This is a genomic window from Virgibacillus sp. DJP39, from assembly GCF_049310925.1.
Lineage (GTDB): Bacteria > Bacillota > Bacilli > Bacillales > Amphibacillaceae > Virgibacillus_F.
This window is the reverse complement of sequence record NZ_JBMERP010000088.1, coordinates 1-14,192: the sequence shown is the minus strand read 5'-3', so window position 1 is coordinate 14,192 and position 14,192 is coordinate 1. Positions and strand designations below refer to the sequence as shown.

15 protein-coding genes and 1 pseudogene are annotated in these 14,192 nt (G+C 34.7%); 14 read left to right on the top strand and 2 right to left on the bottom strand.

The annotated features are described in order from the left end of the window. Window positions 1-401 precede the first annotated feature (401 nt). Window positions 402-1,016, top strand: a complete 615-nt coding sequence (locus tag ACOI1D_RS18690; RefSeq protein ID WP_422503382.1) for a hypothetical protein — start codon at window positions 402-404, stop codon at window positions 1,014-1,016. A gap of 103 nt (window positions 1,017-1,119) precedes the next feature. On the opposite strand, the gene ACOI1D_RS18685 is transcribed toward ACOI1D_RS18690, so the two are convergent. Together ACOI1D_RS18685 and ACOI1D_RS18680 are read right to left on the bottom strand one after the other, a co-directional pair. After that, window positions 1,120-2,676 (bottom strand): ABC-F family ATP-binding cassette domain-containing protein, encoded by a 1,557-nt coding sequence (locus ACOI1D_RS18685; RefSeq protein ID WP_422503381.1) that lies wholly within the window; start codon window positions 2,674-2,676, stop codon window positions 1,120-1,122. A gap of 915 nt (window positions 2,677-3,591) precedes the next feature. After that, the gene (locus tag ACOI1D_RS18680) at window positions 3,592-4,707 is read right to left on the bottom strand and encodes an IS110 family transposase (protein ID WP_422503380.1); all 1,116 of its coding nucleotides are present in this window, start codon (window positions 4,705-4,707) and stop codon (window positions 3,592-3,594) included. A gap of 252 nt (window positions 4,708-4,959) precedes the next feature. Between ACOI1D_RS18680 and ACOI1D_RS18675 the strand changes: the two genes are divergently transcribed. The 13 genes and pseudogenes from ACOI1D_RS18675 to ACOI1D_RS18615 all read left to right on the top strand — a co-directional run bounded on the left by ACOI1D_RS18675 (window position 4,960) and on the right by ACOI1D_RS18615 (window position 13,943). Continuing rightward, window positions 4,960-5,778 carry a YitT family protein gene (locus tag ACOI1D_RS18675; RefSeq protein WP_422503379.1) on the top strand — a complete coding sequence of 273 codons (819 nt, stop codon included), beginning with the start codon at window positions 4,960-4,962 and terminating at the stop codon, window positions 5,776-5,778. A gap of 21 nt (window positions 5,779-5,799) precedes the next feature. Next, window positions 5,800-6,777: a tRNA dihydrouridine synthase gene (locus ACOI1D_RS18670; RefSeq protein ID WP_422503378.1), complete on the top strand. Its 978-nt coding sequence runs from the start codon at window positions 5,800-5,802 to the stop codon at window positions 6,775-6,777. A 251-nt stretch (window positions 6,778-7,028) separates the two neighbouring features. Then, the gene (locus ACOI1D_RS18665; protein ID WP_422503383.1) at window positions 7,029-7,481 is read left to right on the top strand and encodes a MarR family winged helix-turn-helix transcriptional regulator; all 453 of its coding nucleotides are present in this window, start codon (window positions 7,029-7,031) and stop codon (window positions 7,479-7,481) included. Between the two features lie 25 nt (window positions 7,482-7,506). Further along, on the top strand, window positions 7,507-8,025 hold the full coding sequence (locus ACOI1D_RS18660; protein WP_422503377.1) for a GNAT family N-acetyltransferase: 519 nt from the start codon (window positions 7,507-7,509) through the stop codon (window positions 8,023-8,025). 21 nt (window positions 8,026-8,046) lie between these two features. Beyond that, window positions 8,047-8,658 (top strand): FMN-binding negative transcriptional regulator, encoded by a 612-nt coding sequence (locus ACOI1D_RS18655; protein ID WP_422503376.1) that lies wholly within the window; start codon window positions 8,047-8,049, stop codon window positions 8,656-8,658. 664 nt (window positions 8,659-9,322) lie between these two features. After that, complete coding sequence (locus tag ACOI1D_RS18650; RefSeq protein WP_422503375.1) at window positions 9,323-9,754, top strand: hypothetical protein; 432 nt, start codon at window positions 9,323-9,325, stop codon at window positions 9,752-9,754. A gap of 255 nt (window positions 9,755-10,009) precedes the next feature. Beyond that, complete coding sequence (locus ACOI1D_RS18645; RefSeq protein WP_422503373.1) at window positions 10,010-10,555, top strand: hypothetical protein; 546 nt, start codon at window positions 10,010-10,012, stop codon at window positions 10,553-10,555. Window positions 10,556-10,733: 178 nt separating this feature from the next. Then, window positions 10,734-11,045: a GNAT family N-acetyltransferase gene (locus ACOI1D_RS18640; protein WP_422503372.1), complete on the top strand. Its 312-nt coding sequence runs from the start codon at window positions 10,734-10,736 to the stop codon at window positions 11,043-11,045. A gap of 12 nt (window positions 11,046-11,057) precedes the next feature. Next, window positions 11,058-11,237, top strand: a pseudogene (locus tag ACOI1D_RS18635) (GNAT family N-acetyltransferase); the annotation flags it as partial. A 329-nt stretch (window positions 11,238-11,566) separates the two neighbouring features. Next, window positions 11,567-11,845, top strand: a complete 279-nt coding sequence (locus ACOI1D_RS18630; RefSeq protein ID WP_422503371.1) for a hypothetical protein — start codon at window positions 11,567-11,569, stop codon at window positions 11,843-11,845. A 138-nt stretch (window positions 11,846-11,983) separates the two neighbouring features. Then, window positions 11,984-12,223 (top strand): hypothetical protein, encoded by a 240-nt coding sequence (locus ACOI1D_RS18625; protein WP_422503370.1) that lies wholly within the window; start codon window positions 11,984-11,986, stop codon window positions 12,221-12,223. 514 nt (window positions 12,224-12,737) lie between these two features. After that, window positions 12,738-13,409: a permease gene (locus tag ACOI1D_RS18620; protein ID WP_422503369.1), complete on the top strand. Its 672-nt coding sequence runs from the start codon at window positions 12,738-12,740 to the stop codon at window positions 13,407-13,409. A 96-nt stretch (window positions 13,410-13,505) separates the two neighbouring features. After that, entirely contained in the window at window positions 13,506-13,943 is a 438-nt protein-coding gene (locus ACOI1D_RS18615) for a GNAT family N-acetyltransferase (RefSeq protein ID WP_422503368.1), read from the top strand. Window positions 13,944-14,192 lie beyond the last annotated feature (249 nt).

The window sequence follows — 14,192 nt, the reverse complement described above, 5'->3', positions numbered from 1 at the left end:
TTTAGAAAGTATAGTCTATAAATAATTTATAATTAGTAGTATAATGTAAGTAGAGAGAATGATGCCGAACATGGACTGCCACATGTTTTTGTGTATAAAAAGTGACACAAAACAACCGGGCGCTATTATTGAAAAGCAAGATAAAAAACAACTTTATTTAATGCTAAGTACAAATATACTCCGCATTCAAACGATAGCTGTTTATGATAAATACTTAAAAGTAAAGGTTGCAAACTTTAACAAGAGGATCGTCAATCAAAAGGCGAGCTATTTATTTTGATTAAACTATCTAAAAATTGCGATATTTAAAAGGATTATATGTGTTTTTATGTTAAAATAAACATATATATGATTGTTAACGCTTTTAATGGCTACTTATACTGATCTGGAGGTAATTCAATTTGAATAAACTTTTGATATCGTTTGTAGTAGTATGGTTTATTTTATTAGCAGGATGTTCGGATACTGTTAACAAAGGTGAACCAGTTGTTTCGTCGAAGGTTAATGTACCAGAGTCCTCTGAGTCAGATGACAGTGCTGCAGATTCTTCAATTGGACTTTCTATTCCTGGGGAAAAGAACTTTAAAGCACTTAAAAAAAATGCTGAGTTTATTATCCATGCAAGAGTTAATGGGGACTATGATACAGAAAAGCTAGTAGAAGACGCAGAAGATAATATTTACAAAATTAACAGGGTCTACACTGCTACTGTAAATAATAGCTTTAAGACTTTAGATGGCACTAAATATAAGATTGGGGATAAAATTAAAATAATATATCCTGTAGGTTTTAAACAAATGAAAGAAGGTAAGTTAGGGGATAGACTTCTTCCCCTTGGTGATAAAATAGTACCAATCCATACTGGGGAATATATGCTATTTCTAGATCAATTAGAAGGACAATTTTATTTTTCAAACTTACACCATGTGTACAAAAAAGGAAATAATAAAAAGTTCTACAATATATCTAGTAATAGTATTCCTGAGATAACAATAGAAAATATTGCAAATCCTTGAATTACGAATTACTAGTGCCTGCTATCTTTTTAAAGGATGAAGCTTAATAATACAAAAAGAGAAGGACACCCCAACTAAGCGGACGGTCCTTCTCTTTTTTTTGTTAAAATACTCTGGTTGTCCAGTCTTCGCAGTTCCAAACATCTGTTACTATGTCTTTATAAAATTCTGGCTCGTGTGAGATTAGTAGTACACTGCCATTATAATCTTTCAACGCAAGCTTGAGTTCTGCTTTTGCGTCAACGTCCAGATGATTGGTTGGCTCATCAAGTATGAGTAAATTGGTATCTTTGTTTAACAATTTACAAAGGCGAACTTTTGCTTTTTCTCCTCCGCTTAATACACGAACTTTACTTTCAATATGCTTCTTGGTGAGGCCACATTTGGCTAAAGACCGGCGCACCTCTTGTTGTGTAAGATGAGGGAACTCATCCCACATTTCTTCAATACATGTTCTGTTGGTTGTTTCTTTTAGTTCTTGTTCAAAGTAACCGATATGAAGATGTTCTCCTAGCTTGACAGAACCTGAAACCGGTTTAATTTCACCAAGAATGCTTCGCAAAAGGGTTGTTTTCCCGATTCCATTTGCCCCTGATAATGCAAGCTTTTGGCCACGTTCCATAACCAGGTTAAGTTTTCTTGATAGTGGCTCTTCGTATCCAATGACGAGTTCGTTTGTCTCAAACAAATACCTTCCAGCTGTCCGTGCTTCGTTGAAACGAAATTTTGGCTTTGGTTTTTCTGAATCTAATTCGATGACATCCATCTTATCTAGTTTCTTTTGACGTGACGTAGCCATTTTACTTGTTGCCGCATTCGCTTTATTTTTAGCAACGAAAGTTTTTAAACTGGCGATTTCCTTTTGTTGCTTCTTAAACGCTGATTCAAGTTGTTGTTTTTTCATATCATATACACGAAGGAATTCATTATGATCCCCTGGGTAGCGGGTCAGCTCCTGGTTCTCCATATGGTAGATCAAATTAACAACGCTATTTAAAAATGGTATGTCATGTGAAATAAGAATGAATGCATTTTCGTATTCTAGTAAATATTTTTTCAACCATTCGATATGTTCTACATCAAGGTAGTTGGTTGGTTCGTCTAGCAGCAAAATATCAGGTTTTTCCAAAAGAAGTTTGGCAAGCAGAACTTTCGTGCGCTGGCCACCGCTCAAATCGTGAACACCACGCTCTAAACCAATCTCGTCCAAACCAAGTCCATTGGCGACTTCGTCAACTTTAGCATCGATGGTGTAAAAATCATTGTTAGTTAAGGCGTCCTGAAGCCGACCAGTTTCTTCAAGTAATTCTTCAAGTTCCTCAGCCCCAACTTCTCCCATTTTCGCAAAAAGTTCATTCATTTCTGCTTCCATATCAAATAGATATTTGAAAGCAGTCCGGAGTACGTCGCGCATAGTCATTCCCTGCTTAAGATCGGCATGCTGGTCCAAGTAACCGAGGCGTACGTTTTTGGACCACGTTATTGTCCCTGCATCAGGCTCTAACTTACCGGTAATGATATTCATAAAAGAGGACTTACCTTCACCGTTGGCACCAATAAGCCCAATATGTTCACCCTTTAATAAACGAAAAGAAACATCTTCAAATATAGCCCGTTCTCCAAAGCCGTGCGTCAAATCTTTAACTGTTAGTAAACTCATGTAAAACACCTTTTCCTTCGTTAGTTTCGCTTATCTATTATAAAGGTCTTTAGTGAAAAGTGATAGTGGGTAAGTGACGTTTTATAAAGTTGATGTCGCTTTTTCCATTAAAATATATTGACTTTTAATTTTATGAGCCCTAAAATTCATTAAGTAATTAATTAGGCAGTTTTCTAAAAGATTGTTGTTTTTGACGTAAAATCTATAAATTGAGACGTATGCGCTGAGTAGTTTCCGCTGTGAATAGTTGCTTTCCGCGGCACGGCCTCCTCGAGAAAACCACTCTGCGGGGTCTTCAGACTCGTGCTGTTCCCCGCAGGAGTCAACGGTCCGTGGCGTAAGTTAATCAGTTCAGATGAATGGTCGTTTGTTTAGTACTACGCCAGCGAAGGAAATACACGAAGACTGATATGAACGAAACTGTCAAATCCCCCTCGCACTTATTTAAATAGGGCAACCTTAATTTAAGAGTCTTTTGAGGCTCTTTTTTTAATTTATATTTGTAAGCAGTATACCTGCTACACTATATCCTTTTTCTTAGCTTGCCAACATTCCCTCAATCTTCCGATTGATTGTCAAGTGCTTTCCTTGACCGCCAATTGGAAGATTGAGATTCTAACATAAAGCTAAGAATAATGATTATCCTCCTTCTATCTTTTATAAAGGAGATAAATACACGGCACGAAGGCAAAAATCCTCTACTCCGATGAGCATACTGATATACGTGGGTTCTCACATTTTATCTCTCCGTCCAAGGATCTTACACGAACTCCTTGCGTGCGTTCACCAATCTTATGGCTAGCACAAGTCTTCGTCGTGCGTTCTCCTCTACGGTTTTCACCTCTGCCTCCGAGCCCTATATTCATTCCCTTTTCATATCACTTTCTAATTTTTAGCTTATAAGATAAACCTAACTTAATTTGTTTTAGATTCCCAATTAGATTCTTGAGAAATTGCCCAAATGAAACCTGCTAATTCTCTTGCGATTGCCGTAATAGCTTTCCCGCTCTCTTTTCCACGTCCCATTAGACGGAAGTATTTTTTATGCAAGCGATTTTGAGCCTTCCATGAAATTCCTAAAATATTAGTTGGTTGTCCATTTTGCCGTTTTTTCAATTCTCCTTTGACTGCAGGCTGGTATCTATAGCTCCACGCGGACTCTATCAACAACCTTCGCACATGTCGATTCCCAGTTTTTGTTATGTCACCTAATTTCCTTGATGATCCACTGGAGTTTTCACTTGGTACTAGCCCAGTGTATGCCATAAATTGTTTTGGAGTTTGAAATCGCTGGAATGATCCTACTTCTGCAACCAAACTAGTGGCTGTGATAACTGCCACTCCTCGTAATGTCATGAGTGTTTGAATCATGGGTGCATGGACACCATCTTTGGCTTGGTCTTCAATTTCCCTTTCTAATAGTTTTAATCGTTGCTGAAATTCTTTTAGTTGCTGCAAATATTCTTGGAAAGCTACATGAGAGGCAGACCGTTTAAATGTCATCTTATTCAGCCAATCCCAATATTTCACTGTCCATCTTTTGGTGCCCATCGGTGGTCTGATTTCATTTCTTAGAAGAAACTTTGTTAATCTATGTTTGGCTCTTAATTCATCTTCCTTTACATCCTCGCGTGCTCGAACTAAATCGCGTAATGCCTCATCATCTTCTGTTGGTACATAAATCGGTGTTAATTCTCCAGCACGGTAAAGCGTTGCGAGATTAATGGCATCACGTTTGTCGGTCTTGACGCGATCGCCAGGTTTCTTAGGTATTAACGATGGTGCTATTACTTCACATTCAATCTCCATACTCTTAAGAAGTCGATAGAGTCCGTATCCAGTTGGTCCCGCTTCATAACAAACTTGAAGCTGTTCAGCTTCACCTATTTTTTTCATTAGCTTTCTAATTGCCTCTATCGTATAGTCAATCATACCGACATATCTTGGCTTTAAACGTCCCTCCTCCGCAACTGCCACTGCAATTTTGTCTTTTGATACGTCTAAACCTACGTATTTTGTGGTATCATTCATAATACTAGCTCCTTTCGTATTGTAGCTCTGTTTTGGTTTACTTACCTAGTAATTCAGTATTACCAAAATAACCTACGTTGTTACGATTAAGGGGCTAGTTTCGTTCATGATAACTCCTGCGGGAGGCTGGTGAGCCTCCCGCGGAAAGCGTAGTATATTTCCGTAGCGATAAGTTATATCTTAGTTGCGAGGATTAAAGAGCAACAAAAGTTAAGGTGAAGAGCCTTAATTTAAGATCGGAGTGTATCATCAATGAATCGCTTATATAGATTAGCTATACTTTTCATATTTTCTATTTGTTTAGGTTTTGCTTTTAATATGTTTTTACTCCCACATGAAGTATTATCAGGTGGAATTACAGGACTTGCCATGATCTTTGGACTACTTTCTCCAATTAATTCTGGTATTTGGCTTGTCATTTTAAATATTCCCGTCTTTATCATTGGTTGGATGAAATTAGGGAAGGAATTTATAGCGAACAGTGTGTTCTCCGTTATTATCACTTCTGTTTCCATGCAGTATATCCCAGTGATGAAAATAACCGATGATGCATTATTATCTGCGGTATTCGGCGGTGTCATTACAGGTATAGCCATTGGCTTCATTGTACGTGTATATGGGTCTACTGGTGGCTTTGATATAATCGGACTTGTCCTAACCCAAAAACGGGACATTCCTCTGGGCGGATTGATTTTCAGTTTAAATAGTATCGTTGTATTCATATCTGGATTTCTCTTCTCCTGGGATTTAGCATTATATACAATGGCTTCGATTTATATTACCGGAATTGTTATTGACCGCATTCATACCCGTCATATAAAATTAAGTCTAATGGTGGTAACAAATCGAGGAGACGAGCTTAAAAATGAGCTTATTGGTAATTTGATTCGGGGTATTACCGTTATAAATGGCTATGGGGCTTATTCCAATAAGGAAAGTAAAGTGCTATATACAGTAATCACCCGTTATGAATTAGCAATTGTAAAATCGCTTATTAAAAGCGTTGATCCGAACGCATTCGTTAGCATAACTGAAACTGTTGAAGTAATGGGGAACTTTAGAAGAACATGATGAGAGGATTTGAATTTTTAAATGACTACTAATTTTTGGCGTGATTTACCACGACCATTTTTTATACTAGCACCAATGGAAGATGTGACGGATGTTGTATTCCGTCATGTAGTAAGTTCGGCAGCTAGACCAGATGTCTTTTTTACAGAGTTTACAAACACGGTAAGTTATTGTCACCCAGAGGGGCAACAAAGTGTTCGTGGGCGTTTGACCTTTACAGAAGATGAACAACCACTTGTGGCTCATATATGGGGGGATCAGCCTGAACACTTTAGGGAAATGAGTATTGGAATGGCGAAAGAAGGTTTTCTCGGTGTAGATATCAATATGGGCTGTCCTGTACACAATGTGGCATCGAAAGGGAAGGGAAGCGGCCTTATCCGTCGTCCAGAAGTTGCAGCAGATATCATACAAGCAGCAAAAGCAGGAGGATTGCCTGTAAGTGTGAAGACAAGGCTTGGTTACACGGATATAGATGAATGGCACGACTGGATTACACACTTATTGAAACAAGACATTGTTAATCTTTCTATTCATCTGCGTACGAAAAAGGAAATGAGTAGTGTGGATGCTCATTGGGAACTGATTCCAGAGATTAAAAAATTGCGTGATAAAGTGGCACCAGACACACTTTTGACAATCAATGGAGATATTCCGGATCGCGAAACTGGTATGGAGCTCGTTCGCAGGTATGGTGTTGATGGGGTTATGATTGGACGTGGAATTTTTAAAAATCCATTCGCTTTTGAAAAGCAGGCGAAGGAGCATAGCAGTCAGGAATTTCTGGATCTCTTAAGATTGCAGCTCGATCTTCATGATCACTATTCAAATGAATTTGAACCTCGACCATTCAAACCGCTTCATCGTTTTTTTAAGATATATGTCCGTGATTTTCCAGGAGCGAGTGGATTAAGAAATCAGTTGATGAACGCAAAGTCAACGGATGAAGTGCGGGCATTACTTGATAAATTCGGGTCAGTTGATAATAGCATTATTTAAGTAAGATAATACAGCCAAATTACAGGTTTTCACAATCCCATGCATAGCGGTGGTTGGATGATAAAGCACTCACAGATGTTGATATATTAACATCTGTGAGTGCTTTTTGGTTTTTAAAAAAAATAGTATCTGTTACAATCTACACGACTTTTTTACCTCATTTATGTTGCAAATGCAACATAAATGAGGTAAATTTAATGAGTGGCACTTTTGTTGTATTTGCAACAAAAATATATACTGAGGAGTTTATTATGAAGGAAATTCTACGTGAAATTGGAATGATAGCAAGGGCATTAGATTCTATAAGTAATATAGAATTTAAAGAATATGATCTTACAAAAGGACAGTATTTGTACATTGTGCGAATATGTGAAACCCCAGGAATCATTCAAGAGAAATTGGCTGAATTGATAAAAGTAGATCGAACAACAGCAGCGCGTGCTATAAAAAATCTTGAGATTAACGGCTTTATTGAAAAGAAAGAAGATAAATATAACAAAAAAATTAAGAAACTCTTTCCAACGGAGAAAGGAAAAAATGTTTATCCTTTTATAAAAAGAGAAAATGATTATTCCAATTCCGTTGCATTAGAGGGGTTTTCAAAAAGTGAGGAGGAAACCATTTCCAGCCTTCTTCAAAGAGTAAGAAAAAATATAGAAAAAGACTGGGAATCTGTAAAAAAGGGAAACAAGAGAAATTACTGAATATATAAAGGAGTGACATTTTAAAATGACCGTGAGAATAACAAGGTGCAATCATGAAGATTTAAACATACTCCAGGAAATAAGTATTGAAACATTCAATGATACATTCAAAGATCAGAATTCACCTGAAAATATGAAAGTCTACCGGGAAAGTGCATTTAATTCTAAACAGTTGGCTGAGGAATTGTCCAATATCTATACGGAATTCTATTTTGTTTTTTATCATAATGAAGTTGTTGGATACTTAAAGGTTAATACCAATGATGCTCAGTCTGAAGAGATGGGTGATGAATCACTTGAAATCGAGAGGATTTATATAAAGAACAAATTTCAAAGACATGGTCTAGGTAAATATCTGTTAAATAAAGCCATAGAAATAGCGGAGGAGCGTAATAAAAAAGAAATCTGGCTAGGTGTATGGGAAAAGAATGAAAATGCTATTGCTTTTTATAAGAAAATCGGGTTTGTTAAAACTGGATCCCACTCTTTTTATATGGGTGATGAAGAACAAATTGATTTTATAATGGCCAAAACACTCAAATGATGTTTATGAAAGGTGGATTATATGTATATCCCTAAGCATTTTAAAGTTACGGACTTTGATGAAATCAGAGAATTTATTCAGAAAAACTCTTTTGGAACAATTGTAACAACACAACAAGGGAAACCTATTGCCACTCATTTGCCTTTGGAGTTACATAAACAAGGAGATGATTACTTTATAACTGGACATATGGCTTATGCGAACCCTCAATGGAGAACGTTAGAAGATAATGATGAAAACGTTCTTGTTATGTATCAAGGTCCACAAGCTTACATTTCATCATCTTGGTATAAATCTGAAAATGTACCAACATGGAATTACCAAACTGTCCATGTATATGGAACAGCTAGTATTATGAGTGAGCAGGAATTGCAAGAAGACCTTATAGTACTATTACAAAAATATGAACAACATCGTAAGAATCCAGCTCTATGGGAGAATCTTTCTTCACAAACTAAAAAACAAATCAAAGGTATTGTTGGATTGAAAATCAAAATAACAGAAGTTCAGGCTGCTTATAAATTAAGCCAAAACCGAACTGAAGAGGACTATAACAACATCATTGCTAAACTATATGAGGGAAAAGATGTGAATTCTCAGGCATTAGCAGAAGTGATGAAAAACAGAAAGTGATAGGGTTACGTGCACTTTCTACCTTTTAGGATCTTCCTGAAAAAAGTGGGGTGGCTTATGGAAATGGAACATGTATAAGGTTTGAAGATTTCTTTCGGCAGCCTGATGCATTTATCATAACCCCTCATGTTGATTTTGGCTATCAGTTGAGGATTATTTCTCGATATTGTGCCTTCCCCTTTTGTAGGGGTTAGTCTAATGTACTCGTTCCATGTGTCGAGCATGGGGCGGCTTGTTTTATGACTTTCTGCTTACAGTATACCTTACTTCAGTTATACGGAACATTTAAACTATTTCTCATCTTGATCGCCTTTCTTCTATATGATTATAATAGCTGTTGAGAAATATAATTTTAAAAGAAAATCTAAAGAAAGAAGTGTTATCTTTTGGATTTATGACTTTCACGCTGAATGTTGGATAACTATAGCCAGTTCTAAATCTACATTTTGACCTACAAATCTTACGTGAATTAGCCCACATAAATTTACTGATAAATTGGAAGTTGATTAGATTATTCTTGATTTTACAAGGTTTTCTGAATGTTTGTGTTAAAATAAATACAGATATTGTGAACTATTACACTTAAACTAAAGTCGCAGAATTGTTTAATAAGTTGAGACTTATAGTTATTATGTACGACTAATCCAATGAAGGGGTGAGGTGATTGAAAAAAATATTATTATTTCTCTTGTTAGCTATTATCTTAGGTGCTTGTGGTGAACAAGAACCACCTAAATTAAAAATCAGTTCTAACAATGAGGAAGTTTTTGCAGTCTTAGGCACTTATAGTTGGTCTTCCGATAATATGGATGGAACATCTACTGCGATTGATTCTGACTCAGATATACCACCAAAAATAGTGGTACATCAAAAGAATCCATTGAATTCCAAACTAGGCTCTGAAATCAACTTGGATTTTGGTCAATCTCCTCAAGGAGTAAGAGTGAATATTTGGGATAATAGTCAAAAAGTAAGAGAAGTTGATGTTGAAGGTACCACATTTAAAACGGATGAAAAAGGTTATATCGTATACGAAATTATTGCTACTTGGGACCAAGGTTCCGTTCATTATGCAGTAAAAATAAATGTTCAATAAGCAATTGAAAATAAATAAAAGAACAATCTCATTTCAGTGAACTGAGATTTTTTTAATTTTAATTACAAATATAACTACAAAACACGGTACAATTCATTTTACAATTCTAGGTACATTTTATAATGTAATTTCGCTTTTTGCGATAGGTAACGGAACCCGTTATTATAGATCGACTTACTTTTTTGTTAAAATGGTGTCATAAGATAGTTAGAAAAAGTAAATGACAAAAATAGGAGATGTCGAGGTGTAGTATTGGTGAAGAAAAAGAAAACGAATCCATATCATAGGCAGCTCAAGAATGTATTGGTTGTAGAAGGGATGTACAGTACACATACGTTCTTTACTTTGGGAAAAAAGCTTTTTATATACTCATCTAATATTGAAAAGGTCTATGAAATAGTAGATATTAATACTAATCAGCAACAATTTCGTGAAGACCTTTCAAGTCCTATGGCTTTAGAAGTTATCCAATTAAAAACACAAAATCGATTGAAGGATTTTCAACAATTTTTTCTTCCAAGTATGAAAGAAATACATGAAGATTTTTGGGATGAAATTAGTCGGGAACAAAGAGAAACGTTGTCAGATATAGAGAAAAAGATGCTTGATATTGCCAATAAATCAGAAAATGATTTTTTAGAAATATTAAATAAAAATCCAGAAGAACAAGCATTAACTTATAATTACTTCGGGGAACTTGTTGCTTATGAGGAAAATGATCGGCAATGGATAGATTATTACATGTCACAAGGAGATTTTGATGCTGCATTTAGTATTCATTTGGCTTATGTAAAAGAATAACGCTGATTTTAAAAGGATAGAAAATTCTTGAATTTACTTCTTTAGTGTTAAAAAACGGAAATGACCGTGCTTAAATATAAATTTGTATGTCTCATATAACGGGGGCTTATCTGGAACAAGGTATATAGCCCTTATTTCGTTAAAGGGCAGGTTAGTTCAGATTAGAAAGGATGGGGATATGCCTTATGTCAAAACAGATAGATTAACTTTAGTTACTTTCACAATCGAAATGATGAAAGCTACTCTAATTGATAATAATCAATTAGAAAAAGTAACAAATTTTAATGTTCCCATTGAATATCCTGTGGCGGTTTATAAGAATTTACTTCCTTATAAGATTGAACGGTTTAGTCATTACCCAGAAGAAAATGAGTGGGAAGGTATTATCATACACACAGAAGATAACACCATCATTGGGGATATGGGTTTTAAAGGTGGACCAGGCAAAAACGGTGAAATGGACTTGGGTTATAGTATTCTCCCAGGCTAACAAGGTAATGGATATGCGACTGAAATGGCAATTGCAATGGTTAAATGGGGATTGAAGCAACCAAAGGTGAAAAGGATAACAGCCAGTTGTTCAAGTGAAAACTATCCATCTATACGGGTTTTAGAAAAACTAGGATTTAAAAAAATTGGCATTGAGGACAATGAAATTTATTGGGCGATTGATAATATGTGAAATAATTTACTTAAATTAACGGGTGCTTTCCTTAAAAATCTTGCTGCATAAAAGACAGCCTTTTTCATATTCGACTAACGGAGTAGGTTACATTAATAACCCAGAATTCCATTATGGTATAATTTGGATAAAAGTATGAGGTGATAATTTGTCTTCAGTAATTATATTTTCTATGATTTTTGTTATTATTGTATTTTTAGCAATGGCTAAAACGATAAAGGATAATCAAAAAAAGTAAATTACTTAACCAGTAATTATTGTAATAACAGGTGCTTTTGTGAAATAAGTCATTCTTAAAATGAAGGTAATTTTTTAATGGAGGATTTCAATTGAGAACTGATGCAATAATTTTTGTTTCATGTACTTTTGTATTTATTGTGATTGCAATCTTTTTGTCCAGATACCTTACAAAAAAAGGTGCATTAATTATTCCGAGTCTCCTTATTGGGATAGGGTTCGGCATTGTTATAAGCATTATGGCAAACGGAACATTTTTAGATTCTCTAGTTGTTATTGGGGTTATGATATTGATTTCTTTAGGATACACTTTAGGCTTAGCAAGAATGAGAAGAACTTATCAATCTTTAAGGAAGAAAGACAAAAAATAAAAAGGTTCTTCTTCAACTATCGCTTTACTTTAATAAGGCGAATACATCCTTGTTCCACTATCGCAGCAGGATTGTTGAACAAGGATTAGAGTTTTTCGATTAAGGGGAGAGTATAAAATATTTAAAAAGGAGAGTCTTATGATGAATGGCAAATTTAAACTTTTAACTAACGTTGCTATTGCAGTTACTGGCATTATTGCTTTTAGCAATCTTATTTTCTTTGATTCGAATCTGTTAGATATTTTGGGTCTAATTTTATTTGGAATAGTAACCTTATTGGTAGTGTTTGAGACATATAAAGAAAAAAAGATTGTTTCTGTTTTTATGATTTTAATATTCATTTATATGTTTGTTGCTTGGGGTAGCCCATCAATATAAAGATAACTAACTGGTGCTTTCCTTCAATAAGGATTTACCACCCTTGTTCCACTAACGCCGCAGGATAGTTGAATAAGCGTTCTAATAAATATTACTGTGGAATTATATAAAATTTTTCAATGCGGGATACCTAATGGGATTTATCATTGCTTTTATATGTATATGGTTGTGTGATTTTATAATAGAGAGGTTATTTAGTTTATTGGGAGGTAAATGGAGTCCATTCGGTAAAACCTACTGGAAAAATGATTTAATCATTTGCTTTGCTTTAACCTTGATTATGGGAATAGTTGCGTCTATCTTTTTAAATTCAAATTCCTAATTGCGCTAACTGGTGCTTTCCTTGAGAAAGAACTGCATCCTTTGTTCCACTAACGCAGAAGTTTGTAAAAAAGGATATTACATATTAATAACGAATTGATGATGAACAAAGGAAGAATAGTGATAAAAAATGAATTCAAACCTTGTATAGACATTCAATGGTGACAAATTTTATTTGTAGGGTGATAAGTCGATGATAGGAATAAGTATTGCAACGAAGTGGGAATATGAAGCGACACTGGAATACTTTAGCATAAAAATTAACGAACGTTTCGGTTATCCATATGGTGAGTATTTCATAAGAACAATTAATAATAATGAACTTGTTTTTTATAGTACAGGTATAAGAAAAGTAAATAGTGTTGGTGGTAATCAGTATATGATTTCTAAATTTAATTTAACTAAAGTAATTGTTGCTGGAACATGTGCAGGAATAGATGAGAAGTTCAGTAAGTTGGATATTTTTGTACCCGATAAAGCCGTTCAATATGATTGCACAGTAAAAGAAATTGAGCCTCTTATTAAACTATCCTTCATAGTCGATATTGATCTATCAAAATATGGAAATGATTTTTATACAGGAACAATTGGCACCGCTGATAAAGCAGTAGTTATGTGGAAGGACTATTTAGAACTTAAAGAAAACGAAATAACAATAGCAGATACAGAAGCGGGTGCAATTGCTTATATCTGTAAGAAGAATGATATTGAATGCATTATCATTAAAGGAATATCTGATTTTCCAACAGATGAAAGAAACTCTGATAAATTCGAATCGAACAGTGAACAAATTAATGTTTATTTAGAAAACACACCCAAAGTTATGAAGAAAATATTTGGCGAATATTTAAAAATATTTATTTAAATGAACATAAAGTTAATAGAAAGATTATGATTGTATAGAAGTAGTAATGGTAAATCAGTTCTATTCTAAAAGTTCTGGAAGGATTGAATTAAATTAATGAATATAAGAAAACCAAATGAGTTGGAAATCAAAAAGATTTTATCACTTTCTCCACAAGCGATATTTGATGGCACGTTAGGCGAAGCAGAACCAACGATTGAAATAGCCAAACAATTAATAGAACCTCTTTTAAAGAAGGGTAGTTATTATTTAATAGCAACAGAAAACAATGAATTAATGGGTTGGATTCTTATAGGAGCAAGTAAAGACCAGTTTTCAAATAAGCCAATCGGATTTATTTATGAATTATTTGTTTTAGATGAATACAGAGGAAAAGGGATTGCAAAACAATTGATTGAATCAGGTATTGAACAACTTAAACAAGAAGGATATTCGGAAGTCCGTTTAAGTGTATTTGCGGGAAATCAAGCAATTAAAATATATGAAAGGTTGGGGTTTGAAAACAGAACCATCACTATGAGTATGACATTATAAAGAAGATTTATTTCACTAACGCAGCAGGATAGTTAAAGAAGGAACAACCTATAATTTAAAAAGGAGTGAGTTTATGTGGTGGATGATAATAATAGTTATTGCTTATCTTCCGATTTTTTACAGGATTCATAAACGACTTGATTATTTGGAAAAGGAAGTAAGTAGATTAAACGGTAAGGATGATTTGTTTTAAGTAACGGGTAGCAATAATTGAAGATGCCGTTCGGACCTTAATCAGAGGTCCTATCT